Raw genomic sequence first — 14,870 nt, forward strand, 5'->3', positions numbered from 1 at the left:
CACACGTGTTCTACCTCACAGTCGAGGCCGCTGGGCAACCCTTCCGTCGCTGAAATCTTCTCCTTGAGGTGAAGATCCTGAAGAGGCGGCCTCGCCTGCTCATACTCCTGACCCTGGCCGTGGTGGCCGCCGTGACCGTGACCGTCGCCATGGTCATCCAGGCGAACAAGATGGAGACGCTCTCCCCGAGCGAGGAGCGTGACCGGGCCGCGTCTGGAGCAGGCGTAATGTCGGGGCAGGTGGACTGCCGGAAGGTCAAGTGCATCGCGCTCACCTTCGACGGCAACCCTGGCGAACCCACCGACCGGTTGATGGACCTCCTGAAGCAGTACAAGGCGCCGTCGACGTTCTTCCTTGAGGGCCGGCGCATCCACAAGTTCCCGGATGTGGTGCGGCGGATCGCCAAGGATGGCCACGAGATCGGGGACCACACCTGGACGCACGCGGTGCTGACTGATGTCTCCGATGCGCAGATCCGCGACGAGCTGCGCCGCACGGCACGGGCCATCTCCGGCATCACCGGCAGCGAGCCGACGCTGATGCGCCCGCCTCAGGGCCGCACCGACGACCGCGTCTCCAAGGTCGCGAAAGAACTGGGGATGGCGCAGGTGCTGTGGACGGTGACCGCGAAGGACTACGAGACGGACGACTCCGCTCTGATCACCAAGCGCGTGCTCGACGGCGCCGGCCGCGACGGGATCATCCTGCTCCACCCGCTGCACAAGGGAACCGTGCCGGCCATGCCTTCCATCCTGACGGCGCTCAGCAAGCAGGGCTACACCTTCGTGACCGTCTCCCAGCTGCTCGCTCCGGCCAAGGCCGAGCCCGGCAAGATCTACAAGTGACTGTCTGACTTGCGAAGCGTCCGCCTCATGCGTCCCTCGCCACCACGGGAGGAGCGGCCACCGGTTCCGCCGAACGACGGCAGCCTGGGAGTCGTTGGGAATTCGCTGGTAGACGGCTGGGGGCGGCGCGGGACGCGCGCCGGGTTCACTCGCTGGCAGGCGGCGCAGAGGAGATCGTCATGGCCGTCTACCGCAGCATCGAGCTGCACCGGGAGCCGGTGGCCAAACGGATCAAGGCCACGGTGGTACTGGCCGATGACCCGGGCGGCGACCTCGCCGGCCGCTTGGTACGAGGGTCAGGCTGCCAGTGTCCCGTTCGACCGGGACTTACCAGCCCGTTGGTTCTGCGTGTTGAAGTGCCGTTGGCCTACGGCAATGGCTCAAGGCTCTGTTCGTGGTCAGACGGTGGTGAGGTGCGGGGTGCCCCGGGGCAGCCAGGTGAATGACTTGCTGTGCTCCGGGGGCAGGGCCCGCAGTTTCGTGGTGAGGGCTTCCGGGCCTTCGCGGAAGTGCTGCCAGCCTTCGTAGTGGACGGGATGGATCGTCGTGGGACGGATGGTCTCGCACAGGTCGAGCGCGTCAGCGGCGGTCATGGAGTAGCGGACAGGGCCGGTGAGAGGGAACTGGACGGCGCCCAGGTGGAGCAGGACGGTGCCGGGGCGCAGGGTGGCGGCGGTTTTGCGGACGGCGCCGTACAGAACCGTGTCGCTGATCATCATCGAGTGCGCTCGGAGCAGGTCCCGCAGATCACGTGGTGGACTTTTGCAGTGATGCTGAGGTTCAGTGGACCCCGTTGAGGCAAAGGCTGCCCGTATCAACCGGACGTGCTCAGTGTGGCGCGAGCGGCGGTGAGAATCGCCTGAGACAGCTCCGTGTCCCTGGTCGCTCTGGCCAGGATCAGAGCTCCCACCATCGTGCACATCCGGCTCAGCCCGTCATCCTCGTCGGTAGCCAAGAGCTGTGCGAGCTGGGCAACGCCATCGTTGTACTGGTCCTGGACGGCAGACCCGCCGTGTCCCCGTGCGATGTCAGTGGCGAGCGCTGCCACCGGGCAGCCCTCGGCGACTGCATCGCGGTGCTCGACGGACAGGTAGGCGGCGATCGCTTCATCACTGAGCCCGCCCTCGGCGGCAGTCTGCCGGTACGCCTGTCCGGCGGCATCCTCGAAGGCCTGCGTCACGGCCTCCTCGAAGAGGGCTTCCTTGGAGGCGAACTGCTTGTAGAACCCTCCGTGCGTGAGCCCCGCCTCCTTCATGAGGTCGACGACGCCGACCTGCGGCCCGCGTTCCCGGAAGAGTTCCGCGGCAGCCCGCACGACGCGCTGCCGGTTCTCCTGTGCTTGCGCTTGTGACACGCGACCCATCGTCCGTCTCCCTCTGGATGACATTCGACATCTATCATAGAGCGTGTTTAGATGTTGCCAATAATCTATTTGTGCGGGCGGCCCGGCAGGTCTGCCTCGGCAAGGAGTGATCATGGAACTCAAGGGATCTGTCGCGCTGGTGACCGGCGCCAACCGCGGGCTGGGACGCCATCTCGCGCAGCAGCTCGTGAACAGCGGCGCCACGGTCTACGCCGCGGCGCGCCGCCCCGAGACGGTGGATCTGGAGGGTGTCACCCCGCTGCGCCTGGACGTGACGGACGAGAAGTCGGTGCGCGCGGCCGCCCGCATCGCCTCGGACGTGACGCTCTTGATCAACAACGCCGGTGTCGCGCGGGCCAACCCGCTGATCGGCGGCAGCATGGAGCACCTGCACACCGAGATGGACACGAACTTCTTCGGCCCCCTCGCCATGACACGAACGTTCGCCCCGATCATCGAGGGCAACGGCGGCGGTGCCGTGCTGAACATCGTCTCCGTGGTCGCCTGGATGCACGCCGTTGAGGCTGGTTCCTCCACCGCCGCCCTGGCTGGTTCCTACGCCGCCTCCAAGGCCGCCGCCTGGGCCATGAGCAACGCGGCGCGCGAGGAGCTCGCCCCCCGCGGTATCTCGGTCTCCGCTCTGTACGTCGGTCTCATGGACACCGACATGACCGCCGTGTTGCCGCCCGAGGGGAAGGCCGACCCCGCCGACGTCGCCGCGCAGGCGCTGCGCGCGATCGAGCAGGACGCCCCGGAGATCCTGGCCGACGAGTACACCCGGCTGGTCAAGCAGGGGCTGTCCGGCACCCTCGCCGTACAGGCGTAACGCCGCCGGCGGACGGCCGCGAACGCGGACGGCGAGCCCCGCCATCAGCTCACCCGACCTCATCCCTGCCGTGATCCACACACTGTCAACCTTGCCTGGGGGCGAGTCGCTCCGCGAGACACCGCCCCGTCGCCCGATCAGCGGTCGCACTGAAAACGTTCAGTGTTCGGTGGCTTGTCAGGCCGTGCCGAAGATCCGGAGCGCGTACGTCGCCGCGTTCTCGCTCGTGCCGTACTCCTGCAGGTAGGTCGCGGCCCGGCCGGAGCGGTGAAGGGCACTGCCGATGGGCTTGTTGGCCTGGGCAAACGCCTTGTCCACGGCCGGTGTCGTCCGCTGGAGCCAGCTCGCCGCCGCCTGCGGGTGTGCGCCCGGGTGGTCCAGTTCGGCACACTGCCGCAGGAACTCGGCGCGGCCGGTGGCCTTCCGGTCGGCCGTGCAGGTGAGGGACTCCAGGTCGCCGTCCAGGCTCCACACGACGGCGATGCTCACCTTCGTGCCAGGCGTGGGGTGGGTGGAACCGGAGGAGATCCACACGGCGGGCCAGGCGTCGTTCGCCTTGAAGTCGTTCTTCTTCTTCGCGCTCAACGTGATGTTCCACCGCTTCGTCAGCCGGGCCAGGAAGGCTGCGCCGGAGTACCCCTGCGCGAAAGCGGTGCTGTGAATGCCGGCGGGGAGCTTGTCGGCGGTCGCGGGTTCGGTGGGCCAGTCGTCGAGATCGGCGGTGGCCGTGGCCGAGGGGGTGATCGCGGCCGTGACGGAGGGCGTGACCTCGCCCTCCCCCGGACCGGGTGACGTCGAGGAGGCGGAGCCCGGTGAGGAGCCGGCTTGCGAGGAGCAGCCGGCGAGGAGGGCGCAGACGGCCAGCGCCGCCGCCAGGGTGTGGGGGAACTTCATGGACGTGGGGCTCCGTTGCGAGGGCAGGTGTGCGAGGCGGTGCGCCGGTGCGCCCGGCCGTTTCCGGGCCGTGCGGCGCACCGCCGTGCCGTGGTGTGCGGCGAGTCAGGGCATCGCGTCGTGGAAGCAGATGCCCGTGCTGGAGGCCGTCGTGGTCGCGGAGAAGACGACGGCGTCGTAGGCGATGTCCAGGTCGCCCGTGTAGTCGGAGCGGCTGGTGTTGTCGGCCTGGAGGTTGCCGCCCTGCCACATCCGCACGGTGCCGAGTTCGACCCACACGTCCTTGCCGTTGCTCCTGGTGGCCTGGTTGACGCTGCAGGTGCGGGTGGCGGCCACGCCGGCGGTGTTCATGCCGACGTGGACGGTGTACGGGACGATGGCCTGGGCGCCGTGGTTGGGCAGGTGGACGAAGATGTCGTAGAGCAGACCGGTGGTGCCGGACTCGGACATCCGCGACGGGTTCGGGGTCCAGGTCGCGGTGACCTTGTGCCACAGGTTGGCGGCGCTGCCGGTGCCGCCGGCGTAGCCGTGGGTGAACCAGGCGTGTCCGTCGTATCCGGCGCCGAGTTGGTGCAGGTCTATCGGCGCGATGTCGCCGGTGGCGCGCCAGGTGCCGTCGCTGCGGTCGTAAGTGAAGTTGTCCCCGAGTTGCAGGGTGAACTTCCCTTCGGCCGACTGTGATTCGGTGCAGCCCTGGGTGTTGTCGTCGGGGTCGGGCAGGTCATCGACGAGCAGACCGGCGGGGGCGTTGTTGCAGGGGCCGGCGTCGTACTGCCGCTTCAGCGCCGGCTCACTGCTGCCGAGCGCGTGGACGAGGTTCTCGGAGGAGCCGTCGGTGCTGTCCTGGCCGGCGCCCCAGTTGACCGAGCCGTGGAACCAGCAGGTCTCGTTCTCGGCCGGGCACGGATCGCTGCCGGAGGCGGTGCCGGGGTCGCAGTTGTTGGAACTGTCGCAGTAGGCGCGGTAGTTCAGGTTCAGATTGAGCTTGCCGGCCGGGCTGGTGCCGCCGGTGGGGAACTGGGGCAGGGCGTAGGACGGCTGGCTGTTGTAGGTCAGCTGCGGGGTCTCGATCCAGCCCATGATCTTTTCCTCGTACGGCCAGTCCGCCGGGTGGGAGGCGTCGTCGTACGAGTCGCGCAGGAACGGGGCACGGTCGGCCGGGTAGTCGGGGTTGGCCGGGTTGTTGAACCAGCCCAGACCCGTGTGGCCGCCGTTCTGCGAGGAGTCGGTGTAGACGCCGCTGTTGTAGCCCCACAGCGCCATGAACCAGTTCTCGATGTAGGCGGGGTTGCCGGTGTTGACGTTCATGCCCTGGCTCTTGAGCTGGTTCCACGTCTGACTCAGGATCTGCACACCGGCGGCGATGTTGGCCGCGTAGTCGGTGGCGATGGCGTACGCCTCGGTGGGCTCGTACGGGTTCGGCTTGGCCTCGTTCATGCCCGTGGTGACCTGGGCGATGCCGTAACCGCAGTCGGCGGCCCCGCCGTTGGGGTAGTAGTGGATGCTGTCGCCGTTGCCGTAGTAGTCGCCGAGCAGCGGGTTGCCGCCGTCACCGGGCACCGAATGCCAGGACGCCTGCTTGAAGTTGGACTCCTGGGCGAGGATGCCGAGCATGACCTGGGCCGGGACGGTGCCGCCGCCGGTGAGCGCGACGCGCGGGAACAGCGACTGCGGGTTGTAGGCGGCGCTTCCGGTGCCGAGATAGTTCGACGGCCGGGTGATGTTCAAGTCGCCGTGGACGGCCTGGTCGACGGCCCACTCGACCATGTTGGGGCTCGGCTGGAGCGCCTGGGCGTGGACGTTGTTGCGCTTGACCAGGCAGTTGGAGTAGTGCGACTGGGGGTTGGGGTCGCTCGGGGTGATCCCGGACTGCGCGAGGGCGTCCTTCTCCGGCTGGCCGTCGACGTCGGGCTCCGTGTCGTCGGTGGTGTCGGCGGCGGTCGCCTCGGTTGTCACCTGCGTGGTCGACGTGGTGTCGCTGGCGGTGGCGAGGGCCTGTAGGCCGATGAGCCCGGCGCCCTCTCCGCCGGTGGCGCCGATCTTCGAGGTGATGCCCTTGAGTTCCTCCGAGGCCACCGAGGTGGTGAGCAGATGACCCTGCCGGGAGGCGGCGAGGGGCTTGCCGGGGGCGTCCTCCTTGACCAGGCCGGGCGCGGCGGCGGTGTCGATGCCGGACACCTTGCCTGCGACCAAGTCGCCGCCGCGACGCGGGAAGATGCCGAGTTGTCCGAGCGGTGCGGTGCCCAGTTTCGTCAGCTTCCGGCCGTTCCAGCGGTGCAGTTCGTCCCTGCCGTTCGAGACGACGGCCACGTCGACGGTCCCGCCGGCACTCGGAGCGAGCCCGAACAGACGTCCCGGGAGCTTGGTGAGCGTGCTGGTCGTGCCGTCGGCGGCGGCCTTGACGAGCCGCCCGTTCAACACGCCGAAGTCGCCGCCGACGGTCGGCAGCGGATTGGTGAACTGGCCCTTGACCGTGGCGTGTTGGACCGTTCTGCCGGTCGCGGCATCGACGTCGAAGAGTTCGGTGGACCCGTGCGCCGTGTCACCGACGGCGCTGCGGGTGAAAGTGACGGTGTCGCTCTGTCCGCAGCCCGGGGAGAAGTAGGCGAGCTGCACACCGGTGACCGAGCGGGTGACCCGTCCGGTCGCGAGATCCACCACGGCGGCGAAGGCGCCGTGCTGCATCAAGGCGGGTTTGTTGGCCGCCATGGACGGGGCGTAGACGGCGGCCGCGTACCGGCCGGAGCCGGTGGTGCAGACGTATCCGGTCCACGGGCCGATGCCGTCGAGCCCCTCCTCGGTGAGGTCGGCCACCTCCCGGTAGCGGAAGGACTGCGACTCGTCGGCCACCAGGATGTGGAAGCCCGCGGAGTCGCCGGTCCCGACGACCGCCCGGTCGGAGGACGTCCGCCAGCCGTCGCCGAGCGCCCGGTCGGGCGAGGTGAACAGTCTGCCGTCGCTGCGCGTCGCGGGCGCCGGTGTCGCGGCGGCCGCGGTCACTCCCGAGGTGGGTAGCAGACCCGCGGCCAGTGCCGCGCAGGACAGCACGGCGGTCCTGGCGGTCCGGCGGGTGCGTGCGGTGCGTGGAATCCTCGTCAGTGCCATTGGGTGCACTCCCCCGCTGTCCCTTGCTGCTTCCAGGTCTCCGGAGCCGGGTCGAATGCCGGGCCGTCGTCGGCGGAGCATCCCTTCGCCATCGCGTCGCCGCCCACCATGGGCGTCGCCTTGGCCACGTCGTCCTGGTCCACGTATCCGGCGGACAACGACGCCTCGCTGCCGCCGAGTTGGGGGACGTAGAAGATGTTGGCGGCCTGCGGAATGATGTCCGACGTCGGATCGACGGTCACATACGCCCACGAGGCGTCACAGGTGCCCGAGTAGTAGAACCGCAGGGAGTGGTCCGTCTCGTCGATCTCTTCCAGGAGCCGGGCGTCGCTGTCGCAGCCCATCGTCGCCGGGTTCTGGCCGGTGCACTCCGCTCCTTTGCAGCCGGCGGCCGACGCCGGGCCCGACGAGACGAACACCGAGCCGCCGGCCAGGGTGAGGGCCAGCAGCAGGGCTCTGAGCGAAGGAGCGAGCCGGAAGCGGAAGCCGGATGGGTGTCTTCGCCTGACCATGACCGTCCTTTGCACTCGTGGATGTGGTCAAATCCCCTGCGGTGGCGGCGGTTTCGCCATCGACTCACACGTGCGCGACGCTCCCGCCCCCCATTGCTGTCGCGCATCGGAGTGCTTGATCACGCGACCGTCACAGAGTCCTCGTCAGAGCCCGTCATGAACAACCAAGCTCTCCCCAAGGGCCGCCCAAGCTTCATCGCCCACGGGAGCATCCGGGCGCCGTGTGCATCCGCCAACAGCGGTAACTGGCTATGGAAGAAGCGAGCTGCCCCGAGTTTCGCAGCGGCCGATCTTGTCTTCCAGCCCAGGATCTTGCGGGGCCGGTTGTTGAGTGCGAACGCGACTGCTTCGAGGTCTTCGGCGGACCATCGACGCTTCCGTCAGTGGGGCGTTCATCGCGGCGGCCTCGTATCCGCCGAGCGAGGGCCCGTTCTTGACGTACGGTCTCTCGCCCCAGTCCCCGAGCCGCGGCCGATGGACCAGGAGCGTGGACCTGCTGCCGCGCTCGACGAGCGTGCCGACCGCGGACCTGCCCGTCCCGATGATCCTCGGCCTCCGCGCGTCGGATCCACTTCGACAACGAGGCCGGGTGGACGCCGATATCGGCGGCGATCTGTTCCAGGGTGACGCCGGACTCACGGCTTCGTGCGACCCGCACGACGTCCTTGCGGACCCTGCAGCAGTCCCGAACTCCACACCCTGGCCGCCGGCATACGCCCCGACCGCGCCGCCGTACTCGCCGCGCCGGCCACCAGCCTCACCTCGGGAGTGGTGGAAGGCAACGTCACCAGAATCAAGCTGCTGAAGAGACAGATGTACGGCCGGGCCAACTTCGACCTCCTACGACGCCGCATCCTCCTGTCACCTTGATCAACCGGTGCCACACCCGAAACGGCCACGAGGCCAGAAGGTGGACCAGAACCCGAGAAATGACAGCGCCATCAGCGGCGACTCCGTGTGATCCACGTCTCGTCACCCTCATGCAGCAGATGCCGGGGCGGCACCGTCTAGGTGGGGTGTGAGGAAGGAGACGTTCATGGATGGTGCCGACCCGGCGCCACCTCACAAGCGGGCCGAGTGCCCGGAGGTGGCGTTCGAGGACTTCGTCGCGCACAGGTCGGCTGCGCTGTTCCGCGGGGCCTACGTTCTCACCGGCAGCCGTGAGGCGGCCGAGGACCTGGTTCAAGAGACTCTGGAGCGCGCGTGCCGTCGCTGGCGGAAGGTCGCGGCAACCGAGTCCCCGGAAGCCTATGTGCGGCGGATCATGGTGAATCTGGCCAACGACCGCTGGCGCCGATTCCGGCGTTCGAACCGGCTGGACCTCATGGACGAGGGTTCTCAAGCGGACGAGTACGCCCGCTTGGACAGCCGGGACCAGCTCGTTCGCGCGCTGCTACAGCTACCGATGGGCATGCGCACGGTGGTCGTACTGCGGTACTTCCACGACATGCCGGACGCCGAGATAGCCGCAGATCTCGGGATCTCTGCCACCACGGTGCGTTCCCAGCTCGCCCGGGGCTTGGACAAGCTGCGCGCTCAGCTTCCCAGTCCTGTCCGGCAGCAGACCGAGGAGGTCGCCCCATGACCCGTCACTCCGCGCGAGCTCTCCATGACGCCAACCTGACGCCCTTCGAGCAGAACCTGGTAGATACCTTGAACGATGTCGCGAACACCCCCGACGCTCCGCAGTTCGACGCTGTGATCATCAAGCGCCGTATCCGGCGCAGGCGCTCGACCGTCACGGGCCTGGTCCTGGGTGCCGTCCTGATCGGTGGCGGCGCTACCGCGCTCGCTCTCTCCAGCCTGTCGGCCGGTTCGAGCCCCAGCGATGCATCGAACGCGGGCGTGGCCGCGACCGCGTCCCCGAGCCCGTCCGGGATCCCAGGCGATGCCCCCATGCCGTGGCAGGACCCCGCCGCCGCGCTCCGCGATCAGGGAGTCGAGGTCTGGACCGACACCGGCCGCCACACCGGGGCCGGGCACTTCCCACTGCCTGCCCAGCCCCACGCGGGCACCGTCTGGACCAGCATCGAGTGCCAAGGCAGCGGCAAGGTCACCGTCACCGTCGGCCCGTCCAGTTACACCGAGTCCTGCTCGGCCGGCGCTTCGGGCACGCTCAATGCCGATCAGCTGCCTTTCTCGACTGCAGCCACCCGCTTCGAGGTCACCGGCGACGCGGGCGTCACCTGGGGCGTCGCTGTCGGGTGGAGTCGTACTGCTCCGAGCCACTGACCGCGCTCGCCCTCGCGCCTGTGTCAGGGAGCCGGTTCGCCGGACCCTTCACCTCGCAACTGGTGCTGACCGGGCGGGTCAGCGCAGGAAGTCCAGCAGGTGCTTCGTCAGCTCCTGCGGAACTTCTTCGGGCAGGAAATGACCGGCTTGGGGGATGACCAGTTCGGTGACGTCGGTGGCCACCAGGCGCATGGTGTCCGCGGGCATGGTGCCGGTGCTGTACTGGCCGCCGATGGCCAGGACCGGGATGGCCAGCGGGCCCTGGTCGCGCCAGCGCTGGATGTGCTCGGCGGTGGTGTCGAGGGTGCGGTAGTACTCGAAGCTGGCGTGCCGGGCGGCCGGGTCGCGCAGGTGGTCGACGTACAGGTCCACGGCGTCCTGCGGGATGGCGCCGGGGGTGGCGGTCTTGGACGCGAACTGGTGGCCGAAGTAGATCTCCTCGCGGCCGGCTATCAGGCGTTCATTGAGGTCTGCGAGGCGGTTGATGACGAAGTGCGCCATGACCTCGTTGACGGTCGGGTCCGTCAGCATCGGCGGGAACGGGGTAAGGCCGGGCAGGATCGACTCGGCGCCGACGAAGTGGGTGACGCGGTTGCGGTGGCTTGCGGCCAGAGCGTAGGCGACCAGCATGCCGAGGTCGTAGCCGACGACGGCGAAGCGTTCGTGTCCCAGGGCGGTCATCAGCTCAGCCATGTCGTCGGCGGGGGTAGCTGCGTCGTAGCCGGTGGCGGGCTTGTCGCTGGCGCCCATGCCGCGCAGGTCGGGGGCGATGACGGTGAAGTGCTCGGCGAGGGCAGGCATGACCAGGCGCCAGCTGTACCAGAACTGGGGCCAGCCGGGCAGGAGCAGCAGCGGCGGGCCGTCGCCGCCGACCACGGCATGCAGGGTCATGCCCTCGTCGGTCGTGACGGTGCGGCTGGTGAAGGTGTCGGTGAACGCGGCGGACAGGCCCGGGACGTCGGTGACGGTGAACGTCATGGTGCTTTCTCCTCTGGACGCTGGACGCTGGGCGCGAAGCGGCGTCACATCGAAACGGATTATCTATCCATTTCAACGTAACACGAAACGGATGACTCATCCATTTATGCTGTGGACATGACCCCTGCACCGATGCGCAAGGACGCTGCCCGCAACCGGCAGCGCATCCTCGACGTGGCCCGCCGGCTCATCGACGAAGGAACCCCCTTGCAGCTCAACGACATCGCCCGCCTCGCCGGTGTGGGGGTGGCCACGACCTACCGACACTTCCCGACGACCGAGGCCCTGATGGAGACCGTGGCGGCCCCTGGCCTGGAGGCTCTGATCGCCCGCGCGGAACAGGCCCTGGGCGAGGAGGACCCCTGGGGTGCACTGACCGGCTTCCTCGGCATCACCCTCGAGACGCAGCTGACCGACCCCTCCATCACCCTCGTCCGGGCCGCCCCCGAACGCGTCCTGCCCCGCACCCAGGAGCTCACCGCCACGCTGGACGCACTCGCCGGCCGCCTGCTGGAGCGCGCACAGGCGGCAGGATCGGTTCAGGGCGTCGTCACCTGGGACGACCTGCTGCCTCTCATGTGCGGAATCGCCTTCGCCGCAGGCGTGCATGCCGATGACCAAGAGGAGCGTCTGGATTCCGGCCGCCGCTACCTGGGGGTGATGCTGCGGGGGCTGCACAGCTGATCCAGCACGAGCCGGGTGGACGCTACGCTGAACCAGCGACCGGCGGGGGCGGTGGCGCTCTGGCTGGCGCGGCGCATGGCCTCGTACAGCGCAGCGTCTTCCGGCGGGTCCGGCAGTAGGCCGCGGGCCGGGGGCTGGTGAAGTCCTCGCGCAGCTGCCCGCTGGTCTTGGCGCGGCCGATGAGCTCGAGGAAGCCCTCGTACGCCTGAGCGTGGTAGGTCTCCAGCTCCGGAGCGCCCGGGAAGTTCATGGTCAGGATGTCGGCAAAGCCGCGGTCGGCGGCCTGCATCGCACAGACGGTCTCGATGTGGCCGGTGAAGCCGTGACAGGCCTCCGGATCGGCCAGGGCAGCGTCGGTGGCCTGCACGTACGCCCTCATACGGTCGGCGACGACCGCAGCGAGCAGGACCTCCTTGCGGGGGAAGTGGCGGAAGAGGGTGGCGATTCCGCCCCCGGTTGCGCTCCGCGTCGCCGCGCTCGGACTGACCTGCGGAAACAGTCGCGCCAGCGCTCGCTGCGGGGTGCGGGTCTCGGGGGCTCATGACGTCAGACCAGCAAACCGGAATGCCTTATCCGATTGTCGTGTTACGGTGGACAGTGAACCGGATAGGGCTTTCCGGAAATGAAACGGATAGCCCTATCCATCACCCACCATCCCTCCGGGGAAAGGCTCTCTCATGCCCACCATCGCCATCGTCGGTGCCGGCCCTCAGCTCGGCCTCGCCATCGCCCGCACCTACGGCACTCACGGCTACGACGTCGCACTGATCGCCCGCAACCGGGTCAAGCTCGAAGTCCTTGCCGGCGAGCTGGCCGCCGAGGGCATCACCGCCGCCGCCTTCCCCGCCGACGTCCTCGACCGCCCCGCCCTCACCCAGGCACTGAAGGACGCAGCTACGCATTTCGGCGGCATCGACGTCCTGGAGTACTCCCCGGTCGGCGGCCTCCAGACCGTCATGACCACCCCGGGCGCCACCGAACCGGCCGACGTGCAGCACGAGATGGAGTTCCAGCTCTACGGAGCGATCGACGCCACCCGTGCGGTGCTGCCCGCCATGCGGGAGGCCGGTGCGGGCACCCTGCTGTTCACCACCGGCGCCGGTTCCGTCGACCCCGTGCCGCAGGTCGCCAACGTCAACGCCGCCGCCGCGGCGCTGCGCAACTGGGTGATCAACCTGCACAAGGAGCTGGACGGCACAGGTGTCCAGGCGGCGCACATCGCCATCAACGTGTCGATCGGCACGCCGGCGATCCCCGGATTCCCGACCGCCCAGCCCGAGGAGATCTCCCCGGTCTACTGGGACCTGCACACCACCAAGCGCGACCAGGCCGAACTCGTCTTCAACCTCTGAAGCCCATCAGCCACCCGTCCTCTTGGCCTCCTGGCCTCCCGGTATCTACGCCGCGCACTTCGTCATCAACACCTGGCCCGGGGAGACGGCCCCGAAAGCATTCCCCCGGGGCCGCCCCCGAGCAGGTCGCGCACCTTTCCCCGGACCCGCCCAAGGTGCGCGAGCCGATGGCGCAGCTGTCGGCATTCAAGCGCCTGGGCGAGCCGGAGGAGGTCGCCGACATGGTGGTCTTCCTCGCCACCGACCGGGCGCGGTTGATCACCGCAGCCGCGGCCACCGGCAACGTCACCGCCCTGACGTCACTGGCCGCTGTCGGCCTGAAGCTGCCGTTCGGCTTCGCGCCGAGCTCCGCCGCCTGACTTTGGTCCGACCGGCTGGATGTACCCGTGGTTCGTGCCCGGGTGCTCCGTGCGGCGGCGGGGTCGAGGTTATGAAGGGAATCGAACGGAATCGGATGGAAGTTCGCCATCCGGTCATTCCCGAATATCAACCTCAGGAGTCGCATGATGCGCCCCATCAGAGCGGCCTGCCTCGGCACGGCCACGCTGGTCACCTTCCTCGCCTGCACCCCCGTCGTGGCCGCCGCGACGGACACCGGTTCCGCCCACGCCAGGGGTAAGGCCCGGATCATCACAGTCCTGGCCGAGGTGGTCCAGCTGACCCGCTTCCCCGTCACCCCTGGCAGCGTCTCGCAGGGCGATCAAGTCGTCGTCCGCTCGGATCTCTTCGACGAGGCGCACACCAAGGTCGGCGAGACCCACGGCGCCTGCACCACCACCCGAGGCGACGCCGACGAAGCGGAGCAGTGCGTCGTGACGTACGTCCTCCCGGGCGGCCAGCTCACCACGCAGGGGGTGTACTTCAACTACGTCGACCAGGGCCCCTTCGACAGCGCGATCACTGGCGGCACCGAGGAGTACGAGAAGGCTCGCGGCTCGGTCCACTCCGACACCATCGCCACGAGCCCCAAGATCGTGAGGCGCTTCACGATCCACCTCGCCTGACGGACCCCGACGTCCGCCTGGCCCCGGAACCCGGCCCTCTCCCCGGCGTTACCCCCTGGGGGACAGCCGTACGTAGGGAAGAACGGGTCAGGGGACGTCCAGGGCTGATCACCTGTCACATCGTCATACACACCAACGACATGACCGGATTGGTGACGCCTTCACGCAGATGTGGCGTTGTACGCGACCAACGGTTCTGGCTCAGGTTCTGGGCCTGTCGCTGATTCGGGGGTGTCAGCCGGTTGATCAAGGTGACAGGAGGATGCAGCGTCGCAGGAGGTCGGAGTCGGCCCGGCCGTGCATCCGTCTCTTCAGCAGCTTGATTCTGGTGACGTTTCCCACGACCGCTCCCGGGGTGAAGGTGGTGGTCAGTCCGGCGAACACTGCTGCGTGATCGCACCGCATGTCGGCGGGCAGGGTACGGAGTTCTCGCTGTCCGTCCAGGCAGACATCAGCGAGCCAGATGCGTCGTTCGTAGTCCCTGACCAGGCGTCGGCTGCGCAGAAACCAGGCGAAGGAGCGGTTCGACGGCCGAGCGGCGGGGCAGTGGCTGGAAGCCGCGGACGTCCTCGCTGCGGCGGACGATGGCGAGGACGAACCCGAGATGCTGGGCGGTCCAGTCGGTGAGGTTGCCGGTGTAGCCGCCGTCGGCCCAGACTCGCGCCGGCCGCCGAAAACTGCCGGCTTCCGGTGGCAGAAGTGCCCGGGCGCCGTCCCGGTCGGTCACGGACGCCGGTGTGACCAGCACGGCCAGGAGAAGTGCGAGCGTGTCGGTGAGCAGGTGCCGCTTGCGACCGTTGATCTTCTTGCCCGCGTCGAAGCCCCGTGAGCCGAAGGTGACGGCGGCATCCGCCTTCACCGGCTGCGAGTCCACGACCCGGGAAGTCCGCTGGCATCGCCCGCCACTTGATGCCGTTGTCGACGAGGTAGCGCACCGCGTCGATCGTCTGCCGGTGGCAGTAGCCCTCCGGACGCCCGCCGCGGCCCGAAAGTCAGCCCGGAACCGGCAGCAGGTCCCTCACCACGGCCCACTCGGCATCGCTCATGTCCGAGCCGTATCGGGGCCGGCGCTGCG

17 protein-coding genes and 1 pseudogene are annotated in these 14,870 nt (G+C 68.7%); 9 read left to right on the plus strand and 9 right to left on the minus strand.

Features of this window, described 5'->3' with window-relative positions; all coding sequences use genetic code 11:
• The first annotated feature begins 68 nt into the window (after window positions 1–68).
• A complete protein-coding gene (locus tag CRP56_RS00410) occupies window positions 69–845 on the plus strand; it encodes a polysaccharide deacetylase family protein (protein WP_097259441.1) in 777 nt (258 codons plus the stop codon).
• Between the two features lie 398 nt (window positions 846–1,243).
• On the opposite strand, the gene CRP56_RS00420 is transcribed toward CRP56_RS00410, so the two are convergent.
• Complete coding sequence (locus CRP56_RS00420; protein WP_179850909.1) at window positions 1,244–1,564, minus strand: hypothetical protein; 321 nt, start codon at window positions 1,562–1,564, stop codon at window positions 1,244–1,246.
• A 95-nt stretch (window positions 1,565–1,659) separates the two neighbouring features.
• Complete coding sequence (locus tag CRP56_RS00425) at window positions 1,660–2,208, minus strand: TetR/AcrR family transcriptional regulator (RefSeq protein ID WP_097259442.1); 549 nt, start codon at window positions 2,206–2,208, stop codon at window positions 1,660–1,662.
• A 112-nt stretch (window positions 2,209–2,320) separates the two neighbouring features.
• Between CRP56_RS00425 and CRP56_RS00430 the strand changes: the two genes are divergently transcribed.
• Entirely contained in the window at window positions 2,321–3,034 is a 714-nt protein-coding gene (locus CRP56_RS00430; RefSeq protein ID WP_097259443.1) for an SDR family oxidoreductase, read from the plus strand.
• Window positions 3,035–3,211: 177 nt separating this feature from the next.
• Here the strand turns inward: CRP56_RS00430 and CRP56_RS00435 are convergent, their stop codons facing one another.
• From CRP56_RS00435 to CRP56_RS00450, 4 genes and pseudogenes are all read right to left on the minus strand, one after another.
• Window positions 3,212–3,928 (minus strand): hypothetical protein, encoded by a 717-nt coding sequence (locus tag CRP56_RS00435; RefSeq protein ID WP_097259444.1) that lies wholly within the window; start codon window positions 3,926–3,928, stop codon window positions 3,212–3,214.
• A 105-nt stretch (window positions 3,929–4,033) separates the two neighbouring features.
• A complete protein-coding gene (locus CRP56_RS00440; protein WP_097259445.1) occupies window positions 4,034–7,033 on the minus strand; it encodes a hypothetical protein in 3,000 nt (999 codons plus the stop codon).
• Window positions 7,024–7,545, minus strand: coding sequence for a DUF2690 domain-containing protein (locus CRP56_RS00445; protein ID WP_097259446.1), 522 nt, complete (start codon window positions 7,543–7,545; stop codon window positions 7,024–7,026). The genes CRP56_RS00440 and CRP56_RS00445 overlap by 10 nt, the downstream gene beginning before the upstream one ends.
• A 224-nt stretch (window positions 7,546–7,769) precedes the next feature.
• A pseudogene (locus CRP56_RS00450) lies at window positions 7,770–8,091 on the minus strand (hypothetical protein); the annotation flags it as partial.
• Between the two features lie 99 nt (window positions 8,092–8,190).
• On the opposite strand from CRP56_RS00450, the gene CRP56_RS48155 reads away from it, so the two are divergent.
• The 3 genes from CRP56_RS48155 to CRP56_RS00470 all read left to right on the plus strand — a co-directional run bounded on the left by CRP56_RS48155 (window position 8,191) and on the right by CRP56_RS00470 (window position 9,777).
• The gene (locus CRP56_RS48155; RefSeq protein WP_373559620.1) at window positions 8,191–8,415 is read left to right on the plus strand and encodes a transposase; all 225 of its coding nucleotides are present in this window, start codon (window positions 8,191–8,193) and stop codon (window positions 8,413–8,415) included.
• A gap of 166 nt (window positions 8,416–8,581) precedes the next feature.
• Window positions 8,582–9,130 (plus strand): SigE family RNA polymerase sigma factor, encoded by a 549-nt coding sequence (locus CRP56_RS00465; RefSeq protein WP_097259447.1) that lies wholly within the window; start codon window positions 8,582–8,584, stop codon window positions 9,128–9,130.
• Entirely contained in the window at window positions 9,127–9,777 is a 651-nt protein-coding gene (locus CRP56_RS00470; protein WP_097259448.1) for a hypothetical protein, read from the plus strand. Before CRP56_RS00465 ends, CRP56_RS00470 begins: the two co-directional genes overlap by 4 nt.
• A gap of 78 nt (window positions 9,778–9,855) precedes the next feature.
• Here CRP56_RS00470 and CRP56_RS00475 read toward each other — a convergent pair whose 3' ends face one another.
• Window positions 9,856–10,755 (minus strand): alpha/beta fold hydrolase, encoded by a 900-nt coding sequence (locus tag CRP56_RS00475; RefSeq protein WP_097259449.1) that lies wholly within the window; start codon window positions 10,753–10,755, stop codon window positions 9,856–9,858.
• 117 nt (window positions 10,756–10,872) lie between these two features.
• Here CRP56_RS00475 and CRP56_RS00480 point away from each other — a divergent pair, with 117 nt between their 5' ends.
• Window positions 10,873–11,439: a TetR/AcrR family transcriptional regulator gene (locus CRP56_RS00480; protein WP_097259450.1), complete on the plus strand. Its 567-nt coding sequence runs from the start codon at window positions 10,873–10,875 to the stop codon at window positions 11,437–11,439.
• Window positions 11,440–11,461: 22 nt separating this feature from the next.
• On the opposite strand, the gene CRP56_RS00485 is transcribed toward CRP56_RS00480, so the two are convergent.
• Entirely contained in the window at window positions 11,462–11,818 is a 357-nt protein-coding gene (locus CRP56_RS00485; RefSeq protein WP_257039946.1) for a hypothetical protein, read from the minus strand.
• Window positions 11,819–12,116: 298 nt separating this feature from the next.
• Here CRP56_RS00485 and CRP56_RS00490 point away from each other — a divergent pair, with 298 nt between their 5' ends.
• From CRP56_RS00490 to CRP56_RS00500, 3 genes are all read left to right on the plus strand, one after another.
• Complete coding sequence (locus CRP56_RS00490) at window positions 12,117–12,791, plus strand: SDR family NAD(P)-dependent oxidoreductase (protein ID WP_097259451.1); 675 nt, start codon at window positions 12,117–12,119, stop codon at window positions 12,789–12,791.
• A 167-nt stretch (window positions 12,792–12,958) separates the two neighbouring features.
• Window positions 12,959–13,150, plus strand: a complete 192-nt coding sequence (locus tag CRP56_RS00495) for a hypothetical protein (RefSeq protein WP_097259452.1) — start codon at window positions 12,959–12,961, stop codon at window positions 13,148–13,150.
• Window positions 13,151–13,294: 144 nt separating this feature from the next.
• A complete protein-coding gene (locus tag CRP56_RS00500) occupies window positions 13,295–13,795 on the plus strand; it encodes an allene oxide cyclase barrel-like domain-containing protein (RefSeq protein WP_097259453.1) in 501 nt (166 codons plus the stop codon).
• Between the two features lie 451 nt (window positions 13,796–14,246).
• Here CRP56_RS00500 and CRP56_RS00505 read toward each other — a convergent pair whose 3' ends face one another.
• Window positions 14,247–14,669 carry a transposase gene (locus CRP56_RS00505; protein WP_097259454.1) on the minus strand — a complete coding sequence of 141 codons (423 nt, stop codon included), beginning with the start codon at window positions 14,667–14,669 and terminating at the stop codon, window positions 14,247–14,249.
• Window positions 14,670–14,870: the final 201 nt, after the last annotated feature.

It is taken from the genome of Streptomyces sp. TLI_55 (genome assembly GCF_900206255.1).
Lineage (GTDB): Bacteria > Actinomycetota > Actinomycetes > Streptomycetales > Streptomycetaceae > Streptomyces > Streptomyces aquilus.

Coding starts and splice junctions, on each gene's coding strand:
- CRP56_RS00420 (WP_179850909.1), bottom strand. CDS start 1,564: ATGATGATCAGCGACACGGTTCTGTACGGCGCCGTCCGCAAAACCGCC.
- CRP56_RS00425 (WP_097259442.1), bottom strand. CDS start 2,208: ATGGGTCGCGTGTCACAAGCGCAAGCACAGGAGAACCGGCAGCGCGTC.
- CRP56_RS00430 (WP_097259443.1), top strand. CDS start 2,321: ATGGAACTCAAGGGATCTGTCGCGCTGGTGACCGGCGCCAACCGCGGG.
- CRP56_RS00435 (WP_097259444.1), bottom strand. CDS start 3,928: ATGAAGTTCCCCCACACCCTGGCGGCGGCGCTGGCCGTCTGCGCCCTC.
- CRP56_RS00440 (WP_097259445.1), bottom strand. CDS start 7,033: ATGGCACTGACGAGGATTCCACGCACCGCACGCACCCGCCGGACCGCC.
- CRP56_RS00445 (WP_097259446.1), bottom strand. CDS start 7,545: ATGGTCAGGCGAAGACACCCATCCGGCTTCCGCTTCCGGCTCGCTCCT.
- CRP56_RS00465 (WP_097259447.1), top strand. CDS start 8,582: ATGGATGGTGCCGACCCGGCGCCACCTCACAAGCGGGCCGAGTGCCCG.
- CRP56_RS00470 (WP_097259448.1), top strand. CDS start 9,127: ATGACCCGTCACTCCGCGCGAGCTCTCCATGACGCCAACCTGACGCCC.
- CRP56_RS00475 (WP_097259449.1), bottom strand. CDS start 10,755: ATGACGTTCACCGTCACCGACGTCCCGGGCCTGTCCGCCGCGTTCACC.
- CRP56_RS00480 (WP_097259450.1), top strand. CDS start 10,873: ATGACCCCTGCACCGATGCGCAAGGACGCTGCCCGCAACCGGCAGCGC.
- CRP56_RS00485 (WP_257039946.1), bottom strand. CDS start 11,818: ATGAGGGCGTACGTGCAGGCCACCGACGCTGCCCTGGCCGATCCGGAG.
- CRP56_RS00490 (WP_097259451.1), top strand. CDS start 12,117: ATGCCCACCATCGCCATCGTCGGTGCCGGCCCTCAGCTCGGCCTCGCC.
- CRP56_RS00495 (WP_097259452.1), top strand. CDS start 12,959: ATGGCGCAGCTGTCGGCATTCAAGCGCCTGGGCGAGCCGGAGGAGGTC.
- CRP56_RS00500 (WP_097259453.1), top strand. CDS start 13,295: ATGATGCGCCCCATCAGAGCGGCCTGCCTCGGCACGGCCACGCTGGTC.